The organism is Bradyrhizobium sp. B120, from assembly GCF_049075665.1.
GTDB lineage: Bacteria > Pseudomonadota > Alphaproteobacteria > Rhizobiales > Xanthobacteraceae > Bradyrhizobium.
Genome location: NZ_CP185242.1, coordinates 3419884 through 3445692 on the forward strand (window position 1 = coordinate 3419884; position 25809 = coordinate 3445692).

The following is a 25809-nucleotide window of genomic DNA, read 5'->3' on the forward strand; positions in this document are numbered from 1 at the left end:
TTTGAATGCTGTTGGCAGATTCCGTCTGTCAACAGCGGTCAACCGGATTGCGATGTGTGCAAGCCTTAAGGAGGCTTTCTCCTATGTTGCAGTCGTACATCAAGATCACCGAAGGGTTGAGGCACCTGCGCACGGACAAGGACGGCGTTGTGTCGTTCGAGTACGTGATCGTCGCCGCCTGTATCGTCGCCGCCGTTTCCGCGGCGTTCGGTACGGGTACCGCCAGCGGCATCGGCAGTGTTCTGCTCGCCTCGATCACTTCGATCGGCACCGCGGTTTCCAACGCGGTTAGCGCTTAAGCCCAGAGTTCGGGCTCCGGAGGGGGGCATTATTTTGTGCCCCCCGCCTTTTCTGAGGCGTTTATTTCATGAATTGGATTGCGTCCACGACCTCGTGTCTGGAAATCGCATTGTTGTTCTATGTCGCAACGATCGATATCGCGACACGGTTGATCCGAAACGAAATTTGTCTGGCGCTGGCGCTCCTTGGGATCGTCGGCCAATTGGCCAGTCCGATGCAGATCGGCCAGTCGCTGATCGTTGCCGCAATCCTGTTCCTGGCGCTTTTCGTGATCTATCTGCGGGGAGCGATCGGCGGTGGCGACGTCAAGTTGCTGGTTGCCCTGGCGATCGGTCTGCCGCTGACCGGCGTGATTGAACTGTTGACGGCAACTGCACTGGCCGGCGGCGTTCTGGCCGCGGTGCATCTGATGATGCGTCGTCTGCCACAACCGAAGCTGGCGCCCGCCGGATCGTCGTTGGTGCGCCGGGTCTACGCGGTCGAGCGCTGGCGTCATTTGCGACATGCACCGCTGCCCTACGGGGTCGCCATCGCATGCGGCGGTATCTGGGCCATTTTGAGCAAAGGAATTTGACATGTCGTCCGCTCTCCGCGTCTCGATCATCATGGTGCTGCTCCTTGCGGCTACGGCGCTCGGGCTCATCGCCTATAGCCTGAACCAGCCGAAAGACTCTGTCGTTGCGCAGGCGGTCGAAGAAAAGCCTGTGCCTGCGGCTGCGACGGTCGGCTACTTTGTGACGACACGTTCGTTGTCGAAAGGGACGTTGGCGCGGGACGAGGATTTCGCCGTGCGCCAGACGGCACCGAATCGTGTCCCCGCGGGGGCGATCCTCGAAACGCCTGACTCCAAGGCCGGCCTTCCCGGTTCGCTGGTTCGCAAGTTCGTCGACGCCGGCAGCGTCATTACCCTGGACGACATCCTGCGTCCGAAGGATCGCGGCTTCCTTGCCAGCGTCCTGGCGCCCGACAGCCGCGCCATCAGCATCAAGGTCGACGAGGAGACCGGTGTGTCCGGTCTGATCAGGCCGGGTGACAATGTCGACGTGGTGCTGACCCAGGTGTTCGAGAAGGCGGCTCCGGTGAAGCGAGCCGTCAGCGAGACCGTTCTATCCAACGTGCGCGTGATCGCGATCGACCAGGAGATTGCGCAAGGCGGGCGTCCAATCACCAATGCTGTCCCGGGCAAGACGGCGCAAACCGTCTCGCTGGAGCTCAAGCCGGATCAGGTCAAGAAAATTTCCGTCGCAAAGCAGCTCGGAACGCTGTCGCTCGTCATCCGCGCTGCGGCCGAGCAGTGGGACAAGAACGACACAGGTGCAACGTCGAGCTGCGATGTGTCGCCGGAGCTGGCGCGCCAAAGCGCAGTTGCCGGCCAGAGCACGACGGTCGCGATCTATACCGGTAGCGAGGTCAAGCAATACTCGGTCAGGAAACAGGATTTGGACGACGACGCGAGTGCGGGCTGCGACGGCGGGTCCGGAGCCGACATCCCGACGACAGCGGCGGCGGCTGACGTCGGCAAGGGGCTGGAGAAACGTTGATGAGTGTAAACATGGCAATGGTCGAACCACCGGAAGAGACGACGTCCCTTGTTGCGCGCAACCGTATCGTCTGCTTCGTGAACGACGAGTTGAGCGCTGCGGCTCTTCGCAAGGGTCTCGACGGCAGCAATCTTGTGATTAGGCGTGGCACCATCCGCCATGCGACACGGATGCTCGAGACCGACACCGATCTGTATGCGCTGGTGACCGACATCAGCGGGCTGGATGACCCCTTCACTGAGCTGGAACGCCTCGCCAGTGTCTGTCCGCCCGATGTGAAGGTGGCCCTGATCGGCGACAACCGGGAGATCACCTTTTACCGCGAGCTGATGGAGATCGGCCTTACCGAGTATCTTCCGACCCCGATCACCCGCGACATCGTGCTCGACCAGCTGCGTCCGAAACTGATCGGCGACGCCGCGCCGGCCCAGACTGACCGCGGCGGGCATGTGGTCTCGATTTGCGGCGCGCAGGGCGGCGCCGGAGCCACCAGCATCGCGATCAACCTCGCACTGCAACTGGCCGAAACCACCAAGGCGAAGGTGGCGCTGCTCGACCTGCATCTGCAGGGCGGCGAGACCGCGGTGATGTTGGGCGTTCGCCCCGGTCCGGGACTGCGAATTGCCCTCGAGAATCCGATGCGAGCCGACACGCTGTTCCTCGAGCGGGCGGCGATCGAGGTGAACGATCGCGTTGTCCTGATTTCGGGCGATGAGGATCTCGATGCCAAGCTCGACATTACAGAAGCCGGCGTCCGCCACGTGCTGGGTCTGCTCAGGCAACGGTTCAACTACGTCGTTGTCGACGTGCCGGTGCCGTTCCCGGCATCGATCTATCCGGTCATTCAGATGTCCCGTCATGTGCTGGTGCTGCTGGAGGCCGAAGTGACGGGTCTGCGGAACGCCCACGCGCTCCGTAACGCCGTCACCAACATCGCGGGCAAGGACCGCGTCTTTACCTTGCTCAATCGTGCCGACCGCGCCGGCGGCCTGCCCAGGGCGACGATCGTCAAGGCCCTGGGCGCGGAGCCGGACATGGTGATCCCCGATCTCGGCAAGGGAATGACCCAGGCGGTCAACCTCGGCGTTCCGGCCCTGAAGCACGTATCCGGGCTGCGGCGTCACCTCGCCCCGATCGTGCGGGAGATCACCGGCGTCGGCCCCAAGCAAAAGGCCGCGTGGAAGAGGTGGCTCGGGCTATGAAAAAGTTCGGCAGGCGCGCAGACGAAATGCCGGTGCGGATGCCCGGCGCGGTGCTGGTCACGCCGTCGGCGGTACCAAGCGTGCAACCGGCTCCGCCGGCCTTACCGCCGGAGGAATCAAGCGTGGCGCCACCGGCGTCCAGCCTGTTCGTAGCGGCGCCCAGGTATGACGAGCCCGCCGCGCATCATCCGGTGATGTCGGCGTCACTCCGTGAACGGGTCATCGAGCAGATCGAGCCGGCGGTGGCCACCACGGTCTCCCGCGACGTCCTGCGGCGGCAGATCGAGGAAATCATCCACGGCATCGCCAACCAGGAGCGGCTGGAGCTGTCGGGCCGCGAGCAGCTGTTCCTGGCGGAGGAAATCGCCGACGACATGACCGGCTACGGGCCGCTGCGTCCGCTGCTGCTCGACGAGACGATCAACGACATCATGATCAATGGGCCGAACAACGTCTATGTCGAGCGGGCCGGCAAGCTCGAGCGGGTCGCGGTCCGGTTTCGCGACAATGATCACATCGCTTCCGTCGCACAGAAGATTGCTTCACAGGTCGGTCGGCGTGTCGACGAGTCCAGCCCAATGGTGGACTGCCGTCTCCATGACGGCAGCCGCGTCAACATCATCCTGCCGCCGCTGGCGATCCACAGCCCATGCATCTCGATCCGAAAATTTCCGAACCGGCGTCTGAACATCGCCGGGATGATCGCAAACGGCTCGATGACGCCCGCGCTGGGGCAGTTGCTGGAGATCGCCTCCCGCTGCCGGCTCAATGTCCTGGTCTCCGGCGGCACCGGTTCCGGCAAGACGACGCTGCTGAATGCCTTGAGCCAGTTCATCGACAACAGCGAGCGCATCGTCACGATCGAGGACGCGGCGGAGCTGCAGCTTCAGCAGCCGCATGTGATCAGCCTTGAGACCCGGCCCCCGAGCCTGGAAGGCACCGGACAGGTGACGCAACGCGATCTCCTGTGGAACGCGCTGCGTATGCGGCCGGACCGCATCGTCGTGGGCGAGGTGCGCGGCGCCGAGGCATTCGACATGCTGCAGGCGATGAACACCGGCCATGATGGATCGATCTCCACCGTGCATGCCAACAGCACGCGCGATGCTCTGACCCGCGTGGAGAACATGGTGCAGATGGGGCAGGTCAATCTGCCGTCGCGCGCAATCCGATCGCAGATCGTGGCCGCGCTGGATCTTATCGTGCAGGTCGAGCGCATGCGGGACGGCCAGCGCCGCATCATACAGATCAGCGAGGTGATCGGCCTGGAAGGCGAAGTGATCACCACCAACGACATCGCGCTGTTCGAGTACAAGGACGAGGACGTTCACGGACGGATATCGGGCACCTACCGCTCCACCAACGCGGTTCCGAAGTTCAAGAGCCGCCTCGTCTATTACGGGCTCGATCGGGCCTGGGCAGATGCGATGAGGCAGATCTGATGTCGACGCCCTTGATGATCGTCCTGCTGCTTCTGCTGTGTGCTGGGGCAAACACCCTTTGGCTCGACTCACGACAGAGGCGAATGGATCGCCAGCTCGAGATTGCGTTGCCGACGGCTGAAGCGGCGACCCTGGTTTCCATCCGTCGTGCGGCGAAGACGTCGCGTTGGCATATGTTCCATCGCATCGCCAACTACCGTGCCGACGCGGTGTACATGATGCGTCCGATTTACGTGCTGCTTGCAGGAGGAATGGCAGGGGCGGCAATCATCTATGTCAACGGGTTCCTGAAGTTTCCGGGCCTCTATGTGGGCATTGCCGCCGCGGGCGTCGCCATCCTGGTCGTGCGCGGGCTGTTCGGATGGCAGCGACACCGCTTTGCGAATCAACTGTTCCAGCAACTTCCAGACGCGGTCCAGCTGGTGACGAGCACTGTCCGGTCCGGATTGCCCGTCCACGAAGCATTTCGCACCATCGCCCGCGAGATGCCGCAACCGACATCCGGGCAGTTTGCCATCGTCTGCAGCGAACTGAATACGGGCCGGTCGCCCGAGGAGGCAGTGGAAGCCGTCTATCAGCGAACGCAGGTGCCCGAGTATGCGATGTTTGCGGTGACCCTTGCGGTGCAATTGAAGACCGGCGGCAGCCTGGCGGAAACGCTGCAAACGCTGGGCGAGACCGTGAGCCAGCGCGTTGCGCTGGCGGCCCGTGCGAAGGCCTTGGCGGGAGAGGTCATCTTTTCATCGCGTGCGCTCACCGGCGCGCCGGTCGTTATCGGCGGGCTGCTTTACATGATCAATCCGCGGTCGATCGATCTGCTGTTGTTCGATCCGCAAGGCAACGTGCTTCTCGCTTATGCGGCTTGCTCGGTCCTGATCGGGCATTTCGTGATCCGTTGGATGGTCAGAAGGGAAACCACCCTATGACGGCTGTTCTCGGTTTTGCCACTCTTGCCGTTGCACTCGCGGCTGGGACCTTCCTGCTGATCATTCGCGAGATGCATCTCCGCGCCCTAAACACGCGTGTCTCGAATGCCGTGCTGGGCATCTCCGATCGATCGAACTCGGGGGACCTGATCGGTTGGCTTTCATCGGTCGGCACGCGCTACAGGCGTTTCTACGCCCAGGAAAATCTCGACCAACTGAAGATGGTTCTTTCGTCGGCTGGGTTCAATCACTATCGAACCCTGCCGATCTGGATCGGCTTCAAGACGGTCAGCACATTCGTGTTGCCGATCGCAGCTTTCGCCATTGCGCAGATTCTTGGACGACCGCTCAGCGACGTGTTGATCTTCACGCTGATTGGCGTGGCGTTTGGAATCATGGTTCCGCGTCTGATCTTGCTGGTCGTGAAGCGACGCTTCGATGCGGCGATCCGGCTCGGCACGCCCGACACCATCGATCTACTTGTCGTTTGCAGCGAAGCCGGCATGGGCCTGGAGAGCGCGATTGAGCGTGTGGCGGACGAGATGCGGGAGTCCAATCCCGCCATCAGCCACGTGCTGCGCGGTCTCCTCGACGATCTGCGGATCTTGCCGAACCGTGCCGAAGCGTTCGAGAAACTCGCTTCCACGTCGGAGGGGCTCCGTCGCTTCGGCACCATGGTCAGTCAAAGCCTGCAATATGGCACGCCGCTGAGCCAGGCCCTGCGCAGCATCGCAGTCGACTTGCGCCGGGAACGCATCACCAAGCTCGAGGAGCGCGCGCACAAATTGGGCGCCAAGCTCACCGTTCCGATGGTGTTGTTTTTGCTTCCGGCGATGTTCGTCATTCTGGGCGGAAGCCCGTTCCTTCATCTGATTCGTACATTCGCCGACCTGGGTAAGTAAGCCATGAGTGCAAGTGCAATGAGCCTTTCGACGAACCTGGCCTACGATCGGCTCACCCGAATGCTGGGCAGCGGCTGGTTCCTCCTGTTGGCGCTTGCCGTGTCATTCAAGCTCGCGACACCGGCGGGGGAGCCGTGGCCGTCGCTCGTGTCGAACTTCTTTGTCGCGGTGTTCTACCTGATGCTGGCGCTCCTGATCCTGATCCGGGGGCCTGCAAAGGCGCAGGCCGAAGGGTTGCTGCCGAGGATTGCCGCGTTCGTCGGCACATACTGGCCGTGGACGATCACGTTTTTCGAGAAGACCGAAGGCACAGTGCCGAATCTGTTGTCTACGGCTTTCGTGCTGACCGGCATGATCATGATCCTCGTCACTGTCCGCCATCTCGGACGGTCGTTCAGCCTGGTGCCGCAGGCGCGTTCGGTGGTGCAGACCGGACCGTACAGGTGGATCAAGCACCCGCTCTATCTGTCGGAAGAGATCGTGTTCGTCGGCGTTGTGTTGCAGCATCTGAGCTGGATGACCGTCGCCTTGCTGTTCCTGCATATCTGCATCCAGGTCTGGCGAATTCATTACGAAGAAGACGTGCTTCGGCGTACTCTTCCTGAATATTCCAGCTACGAGGCCTCGCGCTGGAGGTTGATTCCCTATGTCTGGTGAGTTGCCATGCAGAGCTGGACCAGGCGCGTGAGCGGCAAGCGTTCCCTGATCGCGGATCAACGCGGCGCCGTCGCGTTCGAGATGCTGTTCGTCTTCCTTTTCCTGTTCCTGGTTATTCTGCTGCCGCTTGCCGACCTGGCGCTGGCCGGCTTTCAATACATCCAGGCGTCCGCGGCGCTGCGCGGGTTCGGGCAATTGATCCAGTACTCGCCGCCGGGCGACGTCACGAACGCGTCCAGTTGGGCATCGGCGGCGCTCGCCAAGGCCGATTCCCGATATCCGATCCCCAGCATCACCCTGATTTGCGGCGACAGCAATGCTGTCTGCTCGTCGTCGAACTCGGATCCCTCCCAGCCGAAATACTACGTGTATTCAACCACGATCACGTTCGCGCCGATGGTGTTGAGGTCGGTCATGTGCACCAGCACCAATACCAATCCGTGTTCGTTCACGCTGACCTATTCGGAGCGGTTTCAATGAGGTGTTCCATGCGTGACATGCTCCGTTGCCGTCGAGGTTCGGCCGCGTTTGCAACCGTTCTCGCGTTGATCCCGTTGATCGGAATCATGGCACTCGGCGGCGAGGCCGGGTCGTGGTACGCCATCCAGCAGCGCGCCCAGGGGGCGGCTGATGCGGCGGCCTATTCGGGGGCCCTGCGGATGGTCTGCGACATCGCGCAGCAACCTGGCGTCACCTGCAACAATTCACAAACATACGATTACCGCGGCAAGCAGGCCGCAGCCCAGAATACGTTCTGCAATTCCGGCGACACCAGCTATCCCGGCTCCAAATGCGTGCCGGTAAGCGGTATCACGCAGAGCGTCCAGATCGCTTCCCTGACGTCGTGGAACGGGACCGCTGGAACTTACGTTCAGGCCACTGTCAGCCAGCAGCAGCCGGCACGTTTGGCTCAGCTGCTCGGCATGTCGACGGTCAATATCGCTGCGACGGCGGTCGCCAAACTTGATAGTTTGTCGAAGCCCCCATGCGTTCTGGCAATCACGGGCTCTGTTACCTTCCAGGGCTCCCCGACCGTCACGTCGCCCACCTGCGGCATTTCGTCGAACAGCAGTGCGTCAAACGCGATCGGGTTCGTCGGCAATTCAGGCATCTCGGTGAATGCGCCGAGCTACACGGTCGGCGGCTGTTCCCAGACGGGAGGAAGCCAGTGCACGGGCGTGCTAACCTATCAGCAGCCGATCCCCGATCCACTCAGCGCGGTGGCGACCGCGATTGGAGCGTTGAAGCTGTCGGCTTTTTCGAAAGGGGCGTGCAGCTCAACACCCACATCGTATGAGACGGGCTCCTGTTACAATGCGGGCAACAGCGTGTCGTTATCCGGCACGTTGAGTGGCACGTACTATTTTACGGGGAACGTCAAGATCAATGGCAGTCCAACCATAACGGGAACGGCCACGCTGATTTTTTTCGGAGGAGGATCGCTCACCATCACCGGCAACCCGACGATCACATTGACGGCGATGAACTCCCCCGCGGGCCCATTGTCAGCAACGGTGCTGGCTCTGATGAGGAAACTTCTGATCTATGATGATGAGGCCTATTCGAACAAGGGCGTCAACATCAGTGGCACCTCCGCCAGCTATTTCGATGGCACGGTTTATATCCCGAATACGCCCGTCACGTATGGCGGCAACAGCTCTGGTGCGCCCAGTTCCGGCTGCTACCAGGTCATAGCCTACGCGGTGTCGTTTACCGGCAATACGAAGCTGGACAACTCCGGATGCGTTGGCGGTACCGGATCGGCAGCAGAACCCAACGTTCAGACCGTGCGCTTGGTGCAGTGATGAGAAAACTCGACCAGCGCGGGGCGGCGGCTTTCGAGTTTTGTCTCATTGCCGTGCCCTTGTTCACCCTGATCTTCGCCATCTTCGATTTCGGGCGCTACACGATCACGATGCAGTCGTTGCGCATCCTTGCGGATTCTGCTGCTCGCGCAAACATGCTCACCTGCTACACGCCAGCGGTGCTGGCGTCCAATTCACCGTCCACCTGCACCGGAGACTATTTGACGACCGCACAGAAGCAGACAACTGCGCCCTTCCTGTATGGCGCCGGTCTCACGCCTACGGTGACCACGACCGCGGGGACCTCTGCGCTGACGGTGACCGTGTCCCTGACAGGCTTCGCCCCGCTGATGCCGATATGGGGCACGTCCCTAAACTCGCCGAGCGCATCGACCCAGATTCCCTTCTGAGCAGACCCGAATCGTTTGCGGGCTGATTGGACTGTCCGGAGCCCGGCAGCCGGCGGAGCTGCGTCGGCAGGTCGGACATACCCCAACCGGGCTATGGAAGTGGTGCGCGCTGGCAACATCGGGGAGTTTTCTCCGGGGTTGCAGGAGCCGGGCGGACCTCTTTCCTTGCAATCAAGGCGCGCGGCGGGGGATGATCCGGAAGCCGCCATTTGCGGCCCGGCGGGTGGGGATGAACTCGGACTGAGCTGCGTTTTTGGTTCGGTTCGGCACGCCGGGGAATGAGAATTCGCAAGTAACTATTTGTAGTCGGACAGACTGTAAGCTCTACGGCGTGATGGACGAACTGGAGTGATCGGGAAGCCGAGGCCGTAGGTTTACGGGGGTCGCCGCGGAGGCGCGGCGAAGGGGATGGCATGATGGGAAGTCGCGTTTCGGATGGTGCGGGACGTAGGCTGGTCGCCTTCAGCGCGATGGCGCTTGGCGCCGCTGTTGCCCTGATTCATTCCGCCGATCCCGTAGCGGCCGCCGAGCGGCGGGCGCCGCCGTCGTCCAGCGGCGTCTTCGTCAGCGAGATGAGCGACGTCCAGCGCGTCAGGGTGACCATCAACAAGTCGCGGACGTTCAGGGTCGACACGGCGTTTTCCTCGATCGTCGCCGGTTCGCCCGATATCGCCGACGTGAAGTCGCTGAGCGACCACCTGATCTACGTCCAGGGCAAGAAGACCGGCACCACCAACGTCATCCTGTTCGACAGCTCGATGAAGCAGATCGGGATTCTCGATGTCGAGGTCACGCTCGATATCGGCAATCTGCAGCAGAATGTCCAGACCGGCACCGGTGCGCGCGGCATTCGCGTGTCCGCGTCGGAAGGCCAGGTGGTGCTGAGCGGAACGGCTCCCGATGCGGTCACCGCGGAGCGTGCGATGACGATTGCCCAGGGCAGCGTTCCAAAGGACGGCATCGTCGTCAACGCGATGAGCGTCGCTGCGCCGCAGCAGGTGATGCTCGAGGTACGCTTCCTCGAGGTCAACCGCGCGGCGGGACGCGACCTCGGCGTGAACCTTATGGCGGCCAATGCTAATGGCACCAATGTCGCGAATACAGGATTGGGCGGTGTCACCAGGGCGGGCCGGGTTCCAATCGGCGGGAATTCGATAAACAGCAATGGGAATGTGACTACTAACACGATCCAAACCACGAACGGGACTGTGAATACCCTCGGAAACAGCACCTCCACAACTACAACCAGCAGCAACAATGTGGGGGCCTATCCGACTGGCAGTCTCCCGCTGCTTGGAACGATCGGAACACTCGCCACCTCTGCCGGCGGCGTAGCTGCGCCTCCGTTCGGAAGCCTGTTGACAAGCATTCTTCGAACCAGCAACGGCAGTTCGGTGGACCTGCTGATTACTGCACTGGAAACCAAAGGACTGGCCCGCCGACTGGCGGAGCCGAATTTGACCACGCTGTCCGGCGATGCTGCGCGCTTCCTGGCAGGCGGCGAGTTCCCGGTGCCCGTCGCCTCGTCGCCGGTCCCGGGCGCACTGCCAACGGTGAGCATCGACTACAAGAAGTTCGGCGTCGAGCTGGCCTTCGTACCCACCGTGCTCTCGCGCGGCGTGATCAATCTCCGTGTCGAGCCCTCAGTCAGCGAGCTCGATTTCGGGAACGCGGTGACAATCGCCGGCACGTCGATTCCGGCACTGACCCGCCGCGACGCGCGCACCACGGTCGAGTTGCGCGACGGTCAGAGCTTTGCCATCGCCGGCCTGTTGCAGACCCGCAACCAGCAGGACGTCTCGCAACTGCCCTGGATCGGCTCGGTGCCGGTGATTGGAGCCTTGTTCAGCAGCAAGTCCTACCAGCAGCAGGAAACCGACCTGGTCATCATCGTGACGCCGCGCCTCGTCGCGCCGGCTGTGCCCGGCCAGCAGCTGGCATCGCCGCTCGACTCGCGCCTGCCGGCCAACGACGTCGATTTCTTCCTCAATGGCCAGATGGAAGTTCGCAAGCGCTACGACGACTATGTCAATTCCGGCGGCGAGGTGAAGGGACCCTATGGCCACATCATCGCGCCCAACGCGGTCGTGCGCGCTCCACCACCGGCGGTCGTTGTCGACCAGCCGGTCGTGAAGACCCTGAACTAGAGGAGGCGAGAGATGACTGTCCGATATCTGGCTCTGCTCGCCCCCGTGCTGCTCGGCGGCTGCTACGGCGTTTACGGGCATGACGAGATGGACCGCTACGTCCAGCGTTCCGACACCATCACGATGAGCGCCGGCAATGCCAAGGAGGTCAACGCCGTCACCCACACGATCCACCCGTGGCCGGCCTATGTCGGCGATCGCAGGATCGCGTATGACGCGCGGCGGACGGGTGAGGCGGTGAAGCGTTACGGCACCACGTCGCGGCCGGTCGATCAGCTTCCGGACATGGGCGCTCCGACCACAGCGATGGGCCAGCCGCCGCCCGTCACCACGATTCAGAATGTCAACGCAACCGGATTGGGCGCGGGGACCGGTGGCTCGGTGGCCGTCGGGGTGGGCAAGTAAGATCCTTGCACCGTTGGCCAGATGCCGGGGCAGGGACCCTGAACGGGAATACGACGTAGGTTTCTGGCGCTGACCTTGTGTTTCGGTCGTGCCGTCCGTTTTTCGTAGGTAGTTTCGAGATGATGTTTCGAATGGGGCAAGAGATGCGCTGGACGTGGGGAACGGGGCGAGCATTGCATCGTCTCGCGCCAGCGTTGATCTGTTGCTGCTTGGCGACAGGACTTGCCGGCTGTGACTACACGACGCGCGAAGCCGCGATCGTCGCTCCGGTGGATCCGCCGGGCGGCGATCCCGTGCAGGAGCCGACCGACGTCAAATACTATCCCTCCGACGAGCCGGTGCGGATGGGGCTCGAGCACTACAACCGCGGCAACTACGGTATTTCCCAGCGCTATTTCAAGGATGCGGTCGAGAAGGCGCCCAAGGACGTCACGGCCTGGGTCGGGCTTGCCGCGAGCTATGACAAATTGCGCCGCTTCGATCTCGCCGATCAGGCCTACGCGCAGGCGATCCGGATTGGCGGCGAGACCGTCCAGATCCTGAACGATCAGGGCTATTCTCTCATGCTGCGCGGCAATCTGAACGGCGCGCGGCGCAAGTTCGAGAAGGCGTATTCGCTCGATCCGGGCAACCCGGTCATCGCCAACAATCTCGAGCTTCTCAACGGCAGCCGGCAGTTCATCGAACGGCCGCCGAACAATCAGCCGTAGGCTGACAGCCGCACGACGGTCGCCCGATTTTCATGATATTTCCGGACCCGGGCAGCGCGGATCACGGCAACATCGGCGATGCCTATGCGAGCGATTGCTGACGATCCCACCTCGGGATGCCGCAGGAACTGTCCTCAAAGTCTGCAGGGCTCTCCGTTAACTAACGGGCACCCGATCCATTGCCGCGCCAGAAAGTGCAATGGTAGATTGCGGTCTTTGACGAGATCGCGCGATTTTCATGACCTGGGTTATTTCGCACGAGGACGGCGAAGATAGAGCGCAGGCGATCGCCTGTCTCATCCTGCTCAGTATGACGATACTGGCCTTGGCCCTGATGTTTATCAGCGGAGCCGGTCATCCAGGCATCGACTTCTCATGTTTTTGGGCCGCCGGCTCCATGGCTCTAAAGGGCCATGCTGCGACCGCCTATGATTGGGGCCAACTGCGTCAGATGCTCGTTCAGATGCAGCCGGCGGATCATGCGCCGTATTCCTACGACCAAATGCCGGTTCCGTTCTTCTATCCTCCGGTGTTTTTTCTGGTTCTGGCGCCCTTGGCGCTGTTGCCCTTTACAGCTGCCTACTGGATCTGGAGCGCGGCAAAGCTGTTTTGCTGGCTGTTGGTGGTCTACTCCATTCGGCCGCGTTCAGGCGCGCTGCTGCTGGCATTGGCAGCACCGCCCGTCGTCTACGATTTTCTTTCCGGCCAAAGCTCGCTGCTTGCGGCAGCGCTGCTGGGGGGCGCCCTGCTGCTATTGGACAGGCGCCCGATCATCAGTGGTTTCTTGATCGCGCTTCTCATCTTCAAGCCTCAATACGGCGTTCTTCTCCCCCTCGTACTGATCGCCACTGGGCGTTGGAGCGTTGTCCTAACGGCCTCCCTGATGGCGTCCGCTCTGCTGCTGCTGTCCGGGACCATCTTCGGCTGGGATACGTTCACGGGATTTCGTGAAGCAGCGACCTTCGCGACGACGCAGTTCCATCTCACCGGCGCGCTGCCGTGGTACAAGTTGCAGAGCATCTATGGCCTGTTTCGCCTTGCCGGCTTTGGCTACGGGTTGGCCATGTCGCTGCAGATCCTTGTCGCGTCGGCCTGCGCGGTCTGGGTGCTGATGACGTGGCGGCGCGATGTAAGCTTCGCCGTCAAGGCCGCCTGCCTGCTTGCGGCAACGCCTCTGATTTCCCCCTACTTCGCCATCTACGATATGCAGGTCCTGGTCGTCGCGTTGGTCTTCCTCATGAGCGATGACCAGATCACGCTGCCATCAAGGCGGTCCTTCCGATTCGGCGTCGGCATTATCTTCGCGCTGGGATATATATTCCCGTTCGCGCTTGTGCCCGTGGGTCCGTTCATGTGCGCCGCATTGATCGCGGTGATCTGGATGAGATTGCGGCAACTCGACGCCAGCGGGGCAATTCCGGTTCGTGCTTCCTGATCCGGATCGGGTCGTCAACGGTCACAGCGAGAACGGAGTGATACCGTCTCGTGCCGCTGACCCGTGACGGTCGTTATGCGGCGCTTCGCCGGTTGGCATCCGATAGTTGTCTAAGACGCTCGCGTCACCACCGGCCTCCAAGCAATTGGCGATCCTCGGAGCAGGGCGGAAATCGACCGCTCGACGGTTCGGTAGAACAAAAGGCCGAATAGGTTCGAGAGCAGCAGCGCCAGCAACACGAAGAACACCGCAGTCACCGGCGTGATCGGGAACGTCATTTTAAGTGCCGCGACGATGAAGATGTGGAACAGGTACGTGCTGTACGATGCGTCGCCCATTGCCTCGGCAGCGGCTTCAAACCCCCCACCCGATACGGGCGCAGCGAATGCGCACGCCGCAACAGCCAATGCGCCAGCTATCCAGACCGAGATGACTTCCGGGAAGGGCAGGCGCGGCGGGATCCGCAAAACGATGTTCACGAGGATCTGTGTCGCAAGTAGCGCCGCCGCGACCAATAGCGGATAGCGGACAACAAAATGGTCGGCGAAGTTTCGTCTCAGCACGCCGATAGCCATGCCAACCAAGAACAGTAAGATGATCGGATCGGAGAAAAACGTGAATACGGTCTGAGCCGGCGTATAGTCGGAGAGCGGCTTTACCGATGCTCCCCCGGCGACAATCACACAAAACAGCAAAAACAGTCCGATCAAACCGATCCGTCGAGGCAAGACCAAAGCGATGGCGAACAAGGCGTAGAAGGACATTTCGTAGTTGAGCGTCCAGCCCTGTCCGAGCACCGGCTGCATGTCGACACCGAGACCATTCGGATAAGGGATGAAGGTCAGCGAACTAACAAGTTCCACTGCTGAAGGCTTTCGAGCGAGCGGAGAAACCTGATAGAGCGCGAACGCGGTAAGCGTGGCGATCCAATAGGCTGGCACGATCCGGACAAGTCTGCGTCCGGCAAAACGTAGCGCGTTATGCAAGCTGCCGAAATCATCGTAAGAAATGGTAACCATGATGAACCCGCTGATGACAAAGAATGTCGTCACCCCAAGTCCACCAATGCTGAAGCCTACAGGTCTAAACCACTCGGGCAGCATGTGATGATCGACGATCACCTCCAGAGCATGACTCAAGACGACCAGCGAGGCGGCAATTCCGCGTAGCGCCTGGATGTGATGGTTTCTCGAGATGATCATGGGTTTTGCTTCGCATCCGGCCCGCCGCTCTGAACGGCCTGGTTTCTGGCAACACGGAACAGACGTCCGGAGACACTATGCCCCCAGTCGCGTTGCTCGATGCGAGCCCATAGGAGGTAGTACTTCGGAGCCGTTGTGCACGATCATCTCCGGAAAGCCGCTAGCGCGGCGCGACACCGCCGCTTCGGATTGGCTGTCGCCAAGTTTCGTCGGCACGTCGCCATCTGGTAGACGGATGGCGCCGCCGAACTTGCGGGCGAGACGTTCAGCAACATCATGCCACCCCGCACCGGGAGCAAACACCGGGAGGAGGCCGCTAATTCGCCATCAACACGGCATCGACGCGGCGGCTGTTTCGTGTGCTGATGATGATGGCGCCGTTGCGGATCGCAAATCTCGCGCCGACCAGTCGTGGCGCCTTCTCCGTCAGCGGCGACGGCAACGGAATCATTCCGCCGGTGACGGGATCGCCGACGTTGATCGGCGGTCCGCCGGCACCGGCTGAAGGGGCAGCCTTGATGTATTCCCTGATCAGCTGAATCTCTTCTCGCGAGAGGTTGAGTGCAGCCTGTTCGCTCCTGGCCTCAGCGGCCTTCTTGTCCGCCTCAAGCTTGTCTTGCGCTTCGTCCTGCTGGGCGGCCTCGCGTTTCGCGGCGTCCTGTTCGAGTCGTACGAGACGTTCCCTCAACGGGACCAGCTCCCGCCGCAGGGTGGCGTTGTCCGACTTCAACGACGAGATCTGGCCGAGTGCAATCGCTGCGGCAACGCACGCAACGACCGAGATCAGGCTGAGGCACGCAACGGCCAGCCCCGTCATTCCAGCGCCACTGACCGCTTTCCGATCCGGCACGTCGCTCTCGGAACGCCGCCGCCGCGCCCGGGTAAATCCCGGCATGCCGGTGCCGAGGAGTTTTACGAGTCGCGAGAATCGGGAATCGTTTTGGTCCGGCTCGTGAATGGAGCCAAATGCCGGCTCGGGGACGATCGGGGGGAGCGCGGGCAGGTCGGGGGATGCGGTTGAGCGGCTGGTGCTCGAGGTCGTGCGATCGGCAAGGCTTTCTTGCATCAGGCGAGGGATTTGCCGATCAATCGCGTCGGGCCGTTCGACAACCGCATCTCTGGTCGCATCGCGCGGATCGGCAGCGACGGTCTCCACGCGCTCCGCTTGTCGTTCGCTCGGCTCCTGTTCACCGACCTCTTGCTCGCCTAGCTCCTGCTCGCCGAGCTCCTGCTGGTTGAGCTCCTGTTCGATCCGGGACGCTTCGAGCTCGCGCCACAGCGCGAGACCGGAGTCCGTGATCTGCAGCCCGGCCTCATTGATCGAAGCCCATCCGGATTGGAAGACGTCGGCGTCGCCAAGCTCCGACGATCGCTTCAGCTTCGTGGCTGCATCGCCCGCGGCGATCATGCGCTTGACTTCGCGGCTGACCTCTTCAAGCGGAATCCGTTGCTCGGGTCTTGCGGCCAGCACGCTCAAGATCGCCAGATTGAACCTCATGTGGCGCCTCTCGATGCCCCGGCAACCGGTCGTGCAGCCGCTCCGCTCCCGTGCCGGCGATGTGCGAACCGCGGACGAGGCCGAAGCGGATCAATCATGCCGGCGCGAACGTCCGTCACTCGGAGAGCCAGGCAAGTGTAGCGGCTCCCTCAGAGGCAAACAATGCGCCTTCCGGCGCACGACAGATGGATAAGCCTGTCTGCGGACAAGACGCGTTGGGATCACGTCCGCTGAAGCGCCTCAGAGGAACTCGCGAAGCCTCGAGAGCTCGATCACGTGCTCGGGCGACAGCACATCCGGCACGAGGGGAGGCTGCGACGTGGTCCGGATCTCGTAGAGATGCCGGGTCTTCTCGGGCTTGCCCATGAAGTCCCGGATGCATTGGTCGAGCGTTCCGTTGACGATCATATAGGGCGCGCGATCCTCTCGCCTGGAATTGCCGAGAGAAGGCCATTTGTAAAGCGAGGCCGCAGCCTGGAAGTCCACCTGATGAGAGTGGTCGGTCATGCCTTGATCTCTACCCGAAAAAGCCTGTTCGTCAAACAACGCCGGCTCATGAGCGAGCTGGCGCAGCGGGACGCGACAGCCGCGCGTCGTGATCTCGTCTTCGGCAGAGAATGCCCGTGGATGTCGAGCGACCTCCCAACCGCCTTGCGATGATTCCTTCGAGAGCGACCGGCAACCCGCTTCGATGCCCGGCGCGGCAGCCCGCCCAACGTTCGCTGGCAGACCGCCGGCCGCCCGCGGCCACTCCTGGTGGACCGGATTCGAATATGTTCTTGTTTTGTTCTGTTGGCTAATGTAGCGTCCAGGGACGAGCAATTTTGGTCAGGTCAGGGATGAACGCCTTGAGATGGCAGCCGCAGCCACCATCCTTCACGCGGACCTGGATGCGTTTTACGCGTCGGTCGAGCAGTTGCTTGAGCCGTCGCTGCAAGGCAAGCCGATCGCCGTCGGAGGCGGGGTTGTGCTTGCCGCGTCCTATGAGGCCAAGGCCTTCGGGGTGTATGGCGGCATGTCGGGACGGGAAGCGCGCCGGCTCTGCCCGCAACTGATATTCGTCGGCGGCCACTTCAGCGATTACCAACGGCTGGGTGACGCAGCCATCGAGGTGATCGGCGACTTCACCCCGCTCGTCGAGCGCATTTCGATCGACGAGGCGTTTGCCGACGTGGCCGGCTGCACGCATCTGTTCGGAACGCCCGCCGAAATAGCCGCGGCGATCCGGCGGCGTGTGCGCACGGAGCTCGGCCTTGCGATTTCGGTCGGCGTCGCCCGCACCAAGCATCTGGCAAAGATCGCCTCGCAGGTCGCAAAGCCCGACGGGCTTGTCGTCGTCGATCCCGACGCCGAGCTCGGATTCCTGCATGAACTGCCGGTTGAGTTGATGTGGGGAGTAGGGCCGGTCACCAGGACACGGCTGGACGCGATCGGCGTCTCGACGATCGGTCAACTCGCCAAATTGTCGGAGCGGTCGCTGACGCGGCTGCTCGGTCCGGCGGCGGGCGAGAAACTCGCCGCGCTGGCCTGGAATCGCGATCCGCGACAGCTCACGCCGCATCGGCGCGCGCGATCGGCAGGAGCACAATCGGCGCTTGGCCGAAAGCCCGCGATCGAGCAGGTCATTCGGCCGACGCTGCTTCATCTCGCCGACCGCGTCGCCACGCGGCTCCGGGCGAAATCCCGGCCTGGACGAACCGTGACGGTGCGCGTTCGCTTCGCCGACCTGAAATCGGTGACGCGCTCGATGACGCTCGATGCGCCCGTGTGCACGACGGTGATCCTCGCCAGCCTCGCCGAGAAGCTGGTGCGCGCCACGCTTGCTGACCACCCAAGCGAGAAAATCATTTCGTTGCTGGCAATCTCGGTGTCGCATCTCGAGGAGCATTGGGATCTTGCGCTCGAGCTTCCGCTCGGACTCGCCGATCAAGCGCTTCGCCCTGGAAGTCCGATCGGGATCGCCCGCTGGGCCGCGGACTGTGCCATCGACAAGGTCCGCGATCGTTTTGGCTGGGATGCGATCGGATACGGTTCGGCAGCGCTGGAGGTCGTTCGTTCGGTGCCCGACGACTTCCGCAAGCTGGCCGAGAAGGAGCTCTAACGCTTCGCCGGTTCACCGGCTTGTCATTGCATTAAGAAAACGCAATCCGGAATCGCGGGCTTGTGAGTGGTGGCGTGGCGCGCCCGGTCTATCCTGAGCACGCGGAGGAGAGCCATGAAATTCAGCTCCGAACTGATCCAGACGATGCGCGACGCGCTGGAGACGGTGATGGCAAGCGTGCCGGCCGATCAATCCGTGTTCGGTCTCAAGGCGGCCGTTGCCGAATCCATCTTGCGGGCGGCGGCGCACGGCCAGACGTCGTTCGACGGGCTCGTGGCGTCGGCGTCCGATCAGCTGCAATCGATCATCTCGATGCTGACCTAGCAGACCGGGTCGCACCTCAGCGTCATTGATGGCTCCCGCGCAGCCTACGATGAACCAATGCCTTGCTTTGCGATCCTGGTCAGGGCTTCGTATCCGGATGGCGTCAGGTGCAGGAGATCGCTCTTGTAGTTGGCACACGGCGTTGTTCGTCCGCATGCGATGTCGGAGGCATCGATCGTTCTGATCCCGAGTTCCCGGCTTCTCCTGCTGAGCTCGGCATTGACGGATCCGATGTTCTCGGCTGCGCCCTTCATCTGGTCGCCTCGCGGAAGAATCTGGATGGAGAAAATCTTGCCGTTCGGCCAAAGCGACCTGATCTCGTCAAACAGCTTTTGATAGGAGTCCATCACGCCGCACGGTTTATCGAGATAGATGTTGTTGGTTCCGACCAGCACGATGATGGACTTCGGCTTGATTTTTCGCAGCCGCTCACGTTCGTGTTCGATGAACCAGAGCGTGTTCTGAATCCTGTCGCGTCCGACGCCGAGGTTGGCTACCGGCCCGGCGCCGAGCGAGGCTGATAGTTCCCTCGGCCACGCCTCGACCAGCGAGTCGCCAAGCAGGACCGTCGAGACATCGCCGGACAGGCCCGACACATTTCTCTCATATTTGCGCAAGGCGTCGGCATTGTCCGGCATCGCGGCCGTTACGGCGAATTGCGCATCGGTTTTATCGCATGCAGCTCGCGAGCTTTGCGCGCGTCCCTCCGATGGTAGACAGAGCGCCGCGACAATTGATAACGTCGCCGCGACATAGACGCTTGATGTCGTTGACGCGGTGTTGCGGGGTTCTCGATCAAGCGTTTTCGACGTCATTGCGCGGTTCCATCTGAGGGCAGTTAATCTGATGTCGCTGAGCATTTCGATCCTGGGACAGTCAAACAGCATCCTGAAGGCAGGCTTTTTCCAGAAATTTCTGGACGCCGATGACACAATTGAAGTGACATCGGCAGGAAGGATCGGTGCATCTCCGTCCTTGCTCGGTCCGTACTTCGCCCAGGGCGACTTCTTCAAAGGCTCGGAGTTCTGCATTGTCGATACATGCGTGATCGATTTTTCGCTGCTTTCCGCCAATGCGATCGATTACTACGATGTTGTGAGGTGGGTCGAGTGGATCGGGCATTCCGCCAAACGCGCCAATTGCGAGCCGGTTTTCGTCTGCATACCGGTGAGCGACATCAACGCATCAAGAACGATCATCTCCGCCTGCATTTCCGTCTGCCAGAAGCAGGACTGGTACTATCTTGATGTCAGGGATGTCATTGCCGCGGTCGTCAAGTCCAAGAACGTAGACGCGAAGGAACTCTATGCCGACGGCAGTCATCCGGCCGAGTTCTTGTCGGGCGTGATAGCGACACACCTTGGCAATTTCTTGACTAAGATAAGGACGGCCGAGACCGCGAAGTGCAAACGCACGTTTGCATTCACGGCTTACGAACGCGTGCCGCTCAAGGATCAAATTGCGGGCACACCGGTGGAGTATTCGTCGAGGCTGATCGCGTTTTCGGGCGTCCGGCTGGAACGCGGCGAGACGTACCCGATCCACATCGGGTCGGATTCATCCATCCGCGGCCTCATGGTGAACTCGGCAGCCTGCAAGAGCGTGCTGTCGATCGAGGGAGACAGAACCTTCCACAAGAACCTGCGTCTCAAGCCCTATCACCCGACAAATTTCGAGGCGCGGCTCATTCCGATCTGCAGGCCCATTCGAGACCATCAGGGAATGGTCAGGCTATCGTTGACGAACCAGGATGTCTCCATGAGCGATGTGACGCTGCACAGCTCGAAGGAGGGGAATGACGAGGGCTTCATCGAAGTTGCCGATCTCGTCGTCGAGCGAGGATACGACCTGGTGACCTACACCACCACGCGACCCGCCGATCCGGCCTCCATCAGATGGACACTTGATATCGCTTAGCGACAGATGCGAGCGTATCGCGCGTGAGCGGATCGATGCGCGACGGCAAAGGCGGAAAAGCGCGCTCGCCGTTAATGCAAGGCGGCGCCAACGACCGGTTTGCGAAACCTGGCAGTTCTTGCCCCTAAACTTTGGACGTGCCGGTTCCCGGACGCGACCAAGCGGGCTAGGGAGATCAAGACGGCTGCAGACGGCCAATTTGCCCGGCAGAGGTCGTTGCTCAACCAACGTCATATCGGTTCCCGTCCCACGAGTTGGTCGTCCGCTTGGGGCAAGCGGTCATTCGCTCAAAAGGGGTGCCCACAATGGGATAGTTGTGCGTCCCCCGCCCAGGGGTCACGATAGCGGTGTCTTTGCTCGTGATAGTGCTGTTTTTGGCGCCACGCTCGCATTCAGCGACCTGGCCGCCATCAACGAACGCGAAAGCCGCGTGTATGGTTGTGCAAGATAAGTCCGAGCCGACCCGGCTCGTGCCGCTCCGCTCTCGAAGGAGAATGACAGCTGTCCTTGCCATCGTCAGCCTCGCCGTGGTGGGGGTGGCTGCGGGCAAGAACTGGGGAGCCGTCGAGATATTCTCGCATGCTGTGACGCAGAAGGCGTTTGCTGCGCTCGGTACACGGTCCGACAAGCCATCTCCGACGCCGGCAAAAGTGGCCGCGGTCACGACGTCGGATTCGTCAAGCGCGCCGTCGATGACGGCGGTCGTACCAAGCGACACCCCTGCTTCCGCGATCGCTGAACGCTCCAAGATGCTCAGCCCGGCGCGGGACGCGCAGGCCGGAGACCTGTGCGCCATCGGCGACAAGCTCACGATCGCCTTCTACGAGCGCGTCGACGCCGAAGAGGACAAGTGGGGGCGGTCGTCGAGCTCGGCCCTGCGCGGTCTCGTGCAGCGTCCGGAACTGAGCGGCCCATACACGGTTCAGGAGGATGGCACGATTTCGGTACCCTTGCTTGGCACCATTCGGGTTGCCGACCGGTCAACCCAGCAGGTTCGTACCGATTTGGCGGAAAGCTTCGATCGGTTGCTCGGCCGCAAGGGAGTGGTCAACATTCTGTCGAACGAGCGTTCACCGATCTACGTGCTCGGGCCTGTCAAGAATCCCGGCTCGTACAAGTTCGTATCCGGCATGACGGTGCTGCACGCAATGGCGCTGGCGGGCGGGCTCGATCGGGGCTCCTCGGAGCCGTGGCAGAAGATCGAAGCGGTACGGGAAATCCTGAAGCGCAGTGCGTCGGCTGATGCGATGCTGAAGCTGCTGGCGCGCGCAGCGGTGCTGAAAGCCGAACGCGACGGCGCCGAACCCAAGATTCCGCTTCGGTTGATCGAACTGGTGGGAGCGACTGAAGCCGCCAACCTTGTCCGCGAACAGGGCGATCGGCGCAAGACCATCGCCACCGCCCGCACGAACCGTGAGCGCGCGCTTCAGACCGCGCTGGAATCGGCCAAGCAGGATGTTGTTGTGTATGGTCGCTTGGAATCACTCGACGAGCTCGTCAAGCTGCGCCAGGAGCGGGTCAACAGCATGCGCGCGCTCGCGGACCGCAATGTCATCAGCGCAACGGTCTTGAATCAGGTTCAGAGCGAGTTGACCGATGCCGAGCAGCGTCGGCGAGACGCGCTCAATCAGTATGCAACGGCCAAACAGCGCCTTGCGACGCTTGAGGCCGAAGGATTTCGGATCCAGGCCGATGTCAGGAACGACCTGGAGCTTGAGATCGAGGCCATCGAACGCCAGCTCGCGGACAATGAGCGCGACTTCAACATGAGCGAAGGCGTCCTCAGCACGCTGCCCGCGACCCGTGCCCAGTTCACGAAAGAGGCAAGCCGGATCACCTATCAGGTCGTGCGGCAAACGCCGACCGGGCCGGTGGGTATCGAGTCTCTCGGGATGACCGTGCTGCAACCAGGCGATCTCGTGAACATCATCGTGAACGACGGCGACGCGAAGACCCAGGCAAATTCGACCCAGGCCAATTCGCCAGCCCCAGCTGCGGCACCAGCCGATCGGCCGTCCGTTGGGCGAGCGACCAACCGGCAGGAGATCGGCCGAGCGGTTGCGGATCAGGCGACCGGTCCGAATTGATGCCCGGCAGGACATCACCCGGCGCAGCGTTCCGCCTGAAATTCCCGCCGGATATCCCAGAGGGCTACCCCCATCTAGGTGGGTTTCGTTTGCCATGGGTAGCCAGGGATAACACCTTCACATCTCGCACCCGGGAGATGAAGGTTTCTGCGGTGAGAACCATTCCGGGCCGTTCTCCGGGATCGCCGCCGTAGCCGCTGGAGTATTGGGATCGACATATGGCAGCAAGTCATGATGTCTCGGTCGTCGAACCGGAACCCAATCGCGCGGCTTCGGTCGAGCAAACCGGGCGCCATGATTCGCCCATCGAGGTCCGCATTGAATCCTTGCAGGATATTGCGAGCCTTGAGAGCTCCTGGAAGGAGCTCGAAGCGCGCGCGACGCATTCGTTCTATCTGTCCTGGCTCTGGGTCGGTACGTGGCTCAAGCATCTGCCGCGCGGTGCACAACCGCATGTTCTGATCGCGCGGATGTCCGGGCGAACCGTGGGGCTGGCGATCGTTTGCCGGCGGACGGTATGGAGCTTCGGACCGCACGATCGGGCGCGCTGGCTGCTCAACGAAACCGGAGACGCTCGCTTCGATCGACTGTTCATCGAGTATAACGGCATCGTTGCCGAGCGGGCTTTGGCTGCTCCCGTCGTGGCGGCATGCCTTGAGGCCCTTGCGCACAGCTTGAGCGCCTCCGACGAGCTCGTGCTCTCAGGCATCGATCTGGATTTCGAGGGCGTCGCGTCGGGTGTGGCCGGCCGGGCCGGGCTCTTGACCGAAGTGAGGGAAGCAGACGTTGCGCGCTGGGTCGACTTCAGCAAGATCGGCGCGAAGAACGGGAGTTACCGCGCCTCCTTAGGCCGCAGCACGCGCCAGGCCATCAACCGCGCCGCGAGGCTGTATGCCGAACGTGGCCCCATCGAGTTTCGAATCATGGAGACGACATCGGAGGCGCTTGCCGCGTTCGATGTGCTGGCCGGCTTTCATCAATCGCGATGGGGATCCAAGGGATCGTTCGTCAATCCCGGCTTCCGTCCGTTTCATGAAGAACTGATTGCACGCGGAGTCCCTGGCGGTGCCATCCGCATCTCGCGGACGTTGGTTGCAGGACAGACGATCGGCGTGTTGTACAATTTCGTGCACGAGGGCCATGTCCTGAATTACCAGAGCGGCTTTCTCTACGAGCCTGACGGCCGGCTGAAGCCCGGCCTGGTCAGCCATGTGCTGTCGATCGAGGACAGCATCTCGCGCGGTGAACGCGGCTACGATTTCCTGGCCGGCTTCTCCCGGCACAAGTGCCAGCTTGCCAATGCCGAGCACGCAATGACGTGGATCGTGCTGGGCGCCGACACCCTGGAGCGCCGCCTCGAAGAGAGGCTCCGGCGCGCCAGGCAGGCGCTGGGACGGCTGCTGCGAAAGCAGGCGAGCGGACCAACAGCGGCTGTTTCAACGGGAAATGGCGCTGGCTGCTCGGCTCCGGCCGTTCAAGGGCCGTGAACGGCTTCGCCAGACATGGCGTGTCCCGCTGGCTGGGACGAAATCCGGCACAGGAGGCCGTGACAGAAGATGTGGCTCCGACGGCGGTGGTGCTGGGCGGCGGCACCAACGGCCTGTCACTGGTGCGCAGTCTGGCCCAAGCGGGGATTCGTCCGGTCGTTGTCGTCGACACCAAGGTCGATATTGCATCGACGTCGCGATATGCGCGGCGAGCCGTGGTTTCAGGCTTTGAGGGAGAGGGATTCGTCACTGAGCTGCTCCGGCTGCGGGCAGAGATGCCTCACGGTGGCGTATTGTTCTTTGCGGATGACCGTCCGCTTCTGACGGTGTCGCGGTATCGTGACTCCGTGGCCCCGTGGTTCAGTTTCGAGCTGCCGTCGCATCAGCTGCTTGCCGACTTGACCTTGAAGGAACGATTTTTCCGGCTGGCACAAGACGGCGGCTTTCCGGTTCCAGCAACCCATTTGGTAAGGAGCCGCGGTGACCTCAGCGTCTTGCAGGGGCTTCGGCTTCCACTGTGTGTGAAGCCCAACGGCCGTTCTCCCGCCTATGATGCTTCATTTCAGAAGGCCTATCGTGTCGAGACCCTGGCCGACGCGCGAGCGCTCTGCGAGCGGGTGCTGGACGTCGTGGGGGAGGTGATTGTTCAGGAGTGGATCGAGGGTCCGAACGATTCGATCTATTTTTGCCTGTGTTATGTGGGGCCGGGAGCTCCGGTCTGCTTTACGGGCCGCAAAGGCCGCTCGTTTCCGCCGCAGACCGGCTGGACCGCGAGTTGCTGGGCAGCGCCGGAGGTGGCGGAGGAGCTGGAGCATCTGACGATCCGCTTCTTCCGCTCCGTGGGGCTGACCAACGGCTTTGCCAGCATGGAATACCGACGCGACGTGCGTGACGGAAGCTTTCGGTTTGTCGAGCCGACCGTTGGCCGAACCGATCTGCAGGTGGAACTGTCAGCCGTTTGCGGCATCAATCTCTGTCATATCGCCTATTGCGACGCTGCGCGGCAACCGCGCCCGGCATTGAACCTCGATCCGACCCATGTCTGGCGCGATGAGTTCAGGGATTTCCTCGCGGCGCGAATGCTCGGCACCGACTGCTCCTATCCGCCGAAGCACCGGATTCACAACGCCTACTGGCGCTGGGACGATCCGGCCCCGGCTTTGCTGGAGGTCGCGCAAACCGCAAAGAACCTCCTGCACCGTGCGGCCGCGCGTGTTCTCAAGACCGGAGCGATTTCGGCGTCAGGGACGAACCGCGCAGGCTGATCGTCTCGGCGATACGCTGCGGATGGCGATGTCTCCAGAGGATATC

General features: G+C 62.0%; 25 protein-coding genes. 21 read left to right on the forward strand and 4 right to left on the reverse strand.

What is annotated here, in order from left to right; translation table 11 throughout:
- Positions 1-83 precede the first annotated feature (83 nt).
- The 15 genes from ACOIX3_RS15435 (at position 84) to ACOIX3_RS15505 (ending at position 13882) form a co-directional block, all read left to right on the forward strand.
- The gene (locus tag ACOIX3_RS15435) at positions 84-299 is read left to right on the forward strand and encodes a hypothetical protein (RefSeq protein ID WP_176532236.1); all 216 of its coding nucleotides are present in this window, start codon (positions 84-86) and stop codon (positions 297-299) included.
- A 68-nt stretch (positions 300-367) separates the two neighbouring features.
- Complete coding sequence (locus tag ACOIX3_RS15440; RefSeq protein WP_420970665.1) at positions 368-874, forward strand: A24 family peptidase; 507 nt, start codon at positions 368-370, stop codon at positions 872-874.
- Position 875: 1 nt separating this feature from the next.
- On the forward strand, positions 876-1841 hold the full coding sequence (cpaB, locus tag ACOIX3_RS15445; protein WP_420970666.1) for a Flp pilus assembly protein CpaB: 966 nt from the start codon (positions 876-878) through the stop codon (positions 1839-1841).
- An 11-nt stretch (positions 1842-1852) separates the two neighbouring features.
- Positions 1853-3043 carry an AAA family ATPase gene (locus ACOIX3_RS15450; RefSeq protein ID WP_420970667.1) on the forward strand — a complete coding sequence of 397 codons (1191 nt, stop codon included), beginning with the start codon at positions 1853-1855 and terminating at the stop codon, positions 3041-3043.
- Positions 3040-4485 carry a CpaF family protein gene (locus ACOIX3_RS15455; RefSeq protein ID WP_420970669.1) on the forward strand — a complete coding sequence of 482 codons (1446 nt, stop codon included), beginning with the start codon at positions 3040-3042 and terminating at the stop codon, positions 4483-4485. Before ACOIX3_RS15450 ends, ACOIX3_RS15455 begins: the two co-directional genes overlap by 4 nt.
- Complete coding sequence (locus ACOIX3_RS15460) at positions 4485-5411, forward strand: type II secretion system F family protein (RefSeq protein WP_420970670.1); 927 nt, start codon at positions 4485-4487, stop codon at positions 5409-5411. The genes ACOIX3_RS15455 and ACOIX3_RS15460 overlap by 1 nt, the downstream gene beginning before the upstream one ends.
- A complete protein-coding gene (locus ACOIX3_RS15465) occupies positions 5408-6313 on the forward strand; it encodes a type II secretion system F family protein (protein WP_420970671.1) in 906 nt (301 codons plus the stop codon). Before ACOIX3_RS15460 ends, ACOIX3_RS15465 begins: the two co-directional genes overlap by 4 nt.
- 18 nt (positions 6314-6331) lie before the next feature.
- Entirely contained in the window at positions 6332-6970 is a 639-nt protein-coding gene (locus ACOIX3_RS15470; protein WP_420970673.1) for a methyltransferase family protein, read from the forward strand.
- A 6-nt stretch (positions 6971-6976) separates the two neighbouring features.
- The gene (locus ACOIX3_RS15475) at positions 6977-7450 is read left to right on the forward strand and encodes a hypothetical protein (RefSeq protein WP_420970674.1); all 474 of its coding nucleotides are present in this window, start codon (positions 6977-6979) and stop codon (positions 7448-7450) included.
- Between the two features lie 8 nt (positions 7451-7458).
- The gene (locus ACOIX3_RS15480) at positions 7459-8775 is read left to right on the forward strand and encodes a pilus assembly protein TadG-related protein (RefSeq protein WP_420970676.1); all 1317 of its coding nucleotides are present in this window, start codon (positions 7459-7461) and stop codon (positions 8773-8775) included.
- Positions 8775-9185: a TadE/TadG family type IV pilus assembly protein gene (locus ACOIX3_RS15485; protein ID WP_420970677.1), complete on the forward strand. Its 411-nt coding sequence runs from the start codon at positions 8775-8777 to the stop codon at positions 9183-9185. The genes ACOIX3_RS15480 and ACOIX3_RS15485 overlap by 1 nt, the downstream gene beginning before the upstream one ends.
- A 413-nt stretch (positions 9186-9598) precedes the next feature.
- Positions 9599-11332, forward strand: a complete 1734-nt coding sequence (locus tag ACOIX3_RS15490; RefSeq protein ID WP_420970678.1) for a type II and III secretion system protein family protein — start codon at positions 9599-9601, stop codon at positions 11330-11332.
- Positions 11333-11344: 12 nt separating this feature from the next.
- Positions 11345-11737 (forward strand): hypothetical protein, encoded by a 393-nt coding sequence (locus ACOIX3_RS15495; RefSeq protein ID WP_420970679.1) that lies wholly within the window; start codon positions 11345-11347, stop codon positions 11735-11737.
- Between the two features lie 173 nt (positions 11738-11910).
- A complete protein-coding gene (locus ACOIX3_RS15500; protein WP_420970680.1) occupies positions 11911-12447 on the forward strand; it encodes a tetratricopeptide repeat protein in 537 nt (178 codons plus the stop codon).
- A gap of 238 nt (positions 12448-12685) precedes the next feature.
- A complete protein-coding gene (locus ACOIX3_RS15505; RefSeq protein WP_420970681.1) occupies positions 12686-13882 on the forward strand; it encodes a glycosyltransferase family 87 protein in 1197 nt (398 codons plus the stop codon).
- 110 nt (positions 13883-13992) lie between these two features.
- Here ACOIX3_RS15505 and ACOIX3_RS15510 read toward each other — a convergent pair whose 3' ends face one another.
- The 3 genes from ACOIX3_RS15510 to ACOIX3_RS15520 all read right to left on the reverse strand — a co-directional run bounded on the left by ACOIX3_RS15510 (position 13993) and on the right by ACOIX3_RS15520 (position 17089).
- Positions 13993-15084, reverse strand: a complete 1092-nt coding sequence (locus tag ACOIX3_RS15510; RefSeq protein ID WP_420970682.1) for an acyltransferase family protein — start codon at positions 15082-15084, stop codon at positions 13993-13995.
- A 316-nt stretch (positions 15085-15400) separates the two neighbouring features.
- Positions 15401-16582, reverse strand: a complete 1182-nt coding sequence (locus ACOIX3_RS15515) for a hypothetical protein (protein WP_420970683.1) — start codon at positions 16580-16582, stop codon at positions 15401-15403.
- A 240-nt stretch (positions 16583-16822) separates the two neighbouring features.
- Positions 16823-17089, reverse strand: coding sequence for a hypothetical protein (locus ACOIX3_RS15520; protein WP_092125468.1), 267 nt, complete (start codon positions 17087-17089; stop codon positions 16823-16825).
- A gap of 346 nt (positions 17090-17435) precedes the next feature.
- On the opposite strand from ACOIX3_RS15520, the gene dinB reads away from it, so the two are divergent.
- Complete coding sequence (dinB, locus tag ACOIX3_RS15525) at positions 17436-18683, forward strand: DNA polymerase IV (RefSeq protein WP_420970684.1); 1248 nt, start codon at positions 17436-17438, stop codon at positions 18681-18683.
- A 114-nt stretch (positions 18684-18797) separates the two neighbouring features.
- The gene (locus tag ACOIX3_RS15530) at positions 18798-19007 is read left to right on the forward strand and encodes a hypothetical protein (protein ID WP_420970685.1); all 210 of its coding nucleotides are present in this window, start codon (positions 18798-18800) and stop codon (positions 19005-19007) included.
- A gap of 44 nt (positions 19008-19051) precedes the next feature.
- Here ACOIX3_RS15530 and ACOIX3_RS15535 read toward each other — a convergent pair whose 3' ends face one another.
- Positions 19052-20038 (reverse strand): SGNH/GDSL hydrolase family protein, encoded by a 987-nt coding sequence (locus tag ACOIX3_RS15535; protein WP_420970686.1) that lies wholly within the window; start codon positions 20036-20038, stop codon positions 19052-19054.
- A gap of 13 nt (positions 20039-20051) precedes the next feature.
- Between ACOIX3_RS15535 and ACOIX3_RS15540 the strand changes: the two genes are divergently transcribed.
- The 4 genes from ACOIX3_RS15540 (at position 20052) to ACOIX3_RS15555 (ending at position 25763) form a co-directional block, all read left to right on the forward strand.
- On the forward strand, positions 20052-20924 hold the full coding sequence (locus ACOIX3_RS15540; protein ID WP_420970688.1) for a hypothetical protein: 873 nt from the start codon (positions 20052-20054) through the stop codon (positions 20922-20924).
- 494 nt (positions 20925-21418) lie between these two features.
- Positions 21419-23011 (forward strand): polysaccharide biosynthesis/export family protein, encoded by a 1593-nt coding sequence (locus ACOIX3_RS15545; protein WP_420970689.1) that lies wholly within the window; start codon positions 21419-21421, stop codon positions 23009-23011.
- Between the two features lie 485 nt (positions 23012-23496).
- Positions 23497-24498: a GNAT family N-acetyltransferase gene (locus ACOIX3_RS15550; RefSeq protein ID WP_420970690.1), complete on the forward strand. Its 1002-nt coding sequence runs from the start codon at positions 23497-23499 to the stop codon at positions 24496-24498.
- A 20-nt stretch (positions 24499-24518) separates the two neighbouring features.
- On the forward strand, positions 24519-25763 hold the full coding sequence (locus tag ACOIX3_RS15555; protein ID WP_420970691.1) for a hypothetical protein: 1245 nt from the start codon (positions 24519-24521) through the stop codon (positions 25761-25763).
- Positions 25764-25809: the final 46 nt, after the last annotated feature.

What these genes read in the sequence shown, in the direction of transcription:
- ACOIX3_RS15510 (WP_420970682.1), bottom strand. Translation starts at nt 15,084, where the DNA reads ATGATCATCTCGAGAAACCATCACATCCAGGCGCTACGCGGAATTGCC.
- ACOIX3_RS15455 (WP_420970669.1), top strand. Translation starts at nt 3,040, where the DNA reads ATGAAAAAGTTCGGCAGGCGCGCAGACGAAATGCCGGTGCGGATGCCC.
- ACOIX3_RS15495 (WP_420970679.1), top strand. Translation starts at nt 11,345, where the DNA reads ATGACTGTCCGATATCTGGCTCTGCTCGCCCCCGTGCTGCTCGGCGGC.
- ACOIX3_RS15435 (WP_176532236.1), top strand. Translation starts at nt 84, where the DNA reads ATGTTGCAGTCGTACATCAAGATCACCGAAGGGTTGAGGCACCTGCGC.
- ACOIX3_RS15505 (WP_420970681.1), top strand. Translation starts at nt 12,686, where the DNA reads ATGACCTGGGTTATTTCGCACGAGGACGGCGAAGATAGAGCGCAGGCG.
- ACOIX3_RS15520 (WP_092125468.1), bottom strand. Translation starts at nt 17,089, where the DNA reads ATGACCGACCACTCTCATCAGGTGGACTTCCAGGCTGCGGCCTCGCTT.
- ACOIX3_RS15485 (WP_420970677.1), top strand. Translation starts at nt 8,775, where the DNA reads ATGAGAAAACTCGACCAGCGCGGGGCGGCGGCTTTCGAGTTTTGTCTC.
- ACOIX3_RS15465 (WP_420970671.1), top strand. Translation starts at nt 5,408, where the DNA reads ATGACGGCTGTTCTCGGTTTTGCCACTCTTGCCGTTGCACTCGCGGCT.
- ACOIX3_RS15535 (WP_420970686.1), bottom strand. Translation starts at nt 20,038, where the DNA reads ATGCAGAACTCCGAGCCTTTGAAGAAGTCGCCCTGGGCGAAGTACGGA.
- ACOIX3_RS15490 (WP_420970678.1), top strand. Translation starts at nt 9,599, where the DNA reads ATGATGGGAAGTCGCGTTTCGGATGGTGCGGGACGTAGGCTGGTCGCC.
- ACOIX3_RS15515 (WP_420970683.1), bottom strand. Translation starts at nt 16,582, where the DNA reads ATGAGGTTCAATCTGGCGATCTTGAGCGTGCTGGCCGCAAGACCCGAG.
- ACOIX3_RS15545 (WP_420970689.1), top strand. Translation starts at nt 21,419, where the DNA reads ATGACAGCTGTCCTTGCCATCGTCAGCCTCGCCGTGGTGGGGGTGGCT.
- dinB (WP_420970684.1), top strand. Translation starts at nt 17,436, where the DNA reads ATGGCAGCCGCAGCCACCATCCTTCACGCGGACCTGGATGCGTTTTAC.
- ACOIX3_RS15530 (WP_420970685.1), top strand. Translation starts at nt 18,798, where the DNA reads ATGAAATTCAGCTCCGAACTGATCCAGACGATGCGCGACGCGCTGGAG.
- ACOIX3_RS15470 (WP_420970673.1), top strand. Translation starts at nt 6,332, where the DNA reads ATGAGCCTTTCGACGAACCTGGCCTACGATCGGCTCACCCGAATGCTG.
- ACOIX3_RS15440 (WP_420970665.1), top strand. Translation starts at nt 368, where the DNA reads ATGAATTGGATTGCGTCCACGACCTCGTGTCTGGAAATCGCATTGTTG.
- ACOIX3_RS15450 (WP_420970667.1), top strand. Translation starts at nt 1,853, where the DNA reads ATGGCAATGGTCGAACCACCGGAAGAGACGACGTCCCTTGTTGCGCGC.
- ACOIX3_RS15475 (WP_420970674.1), top strand. Translation starts at nt 6,977, where the DNA reads ATGCAGAGCTGGACCAGGCGCGTGAGCGGCAAGCGTTCCCTGATCGCG.
- ACOIX3_RS15480 (WP_420970676.1), top strand. Translation starts at nt 7,459, where the DNA reads ATGCGTGACATGCTCCGTTGCCGTCGAGGTTCGGCCGCGTTTGCAACC.
- cpaB (WP_420970666.1), top strand. Translation starts at nt 876, where the DNA reads ATGTCGTCCGCTCTCCGCGTCTCGATCATCATGGTGCTGCTCCTTGCG.
- ACOIX3_RS15460 (WP_420970670.1), top strand. Translation starts at nt 4,485, where the DNA reads ATGTCGACGCCCTTGATGATCGTCCTGCTGCTTCTGCTGTGTGCTGGG.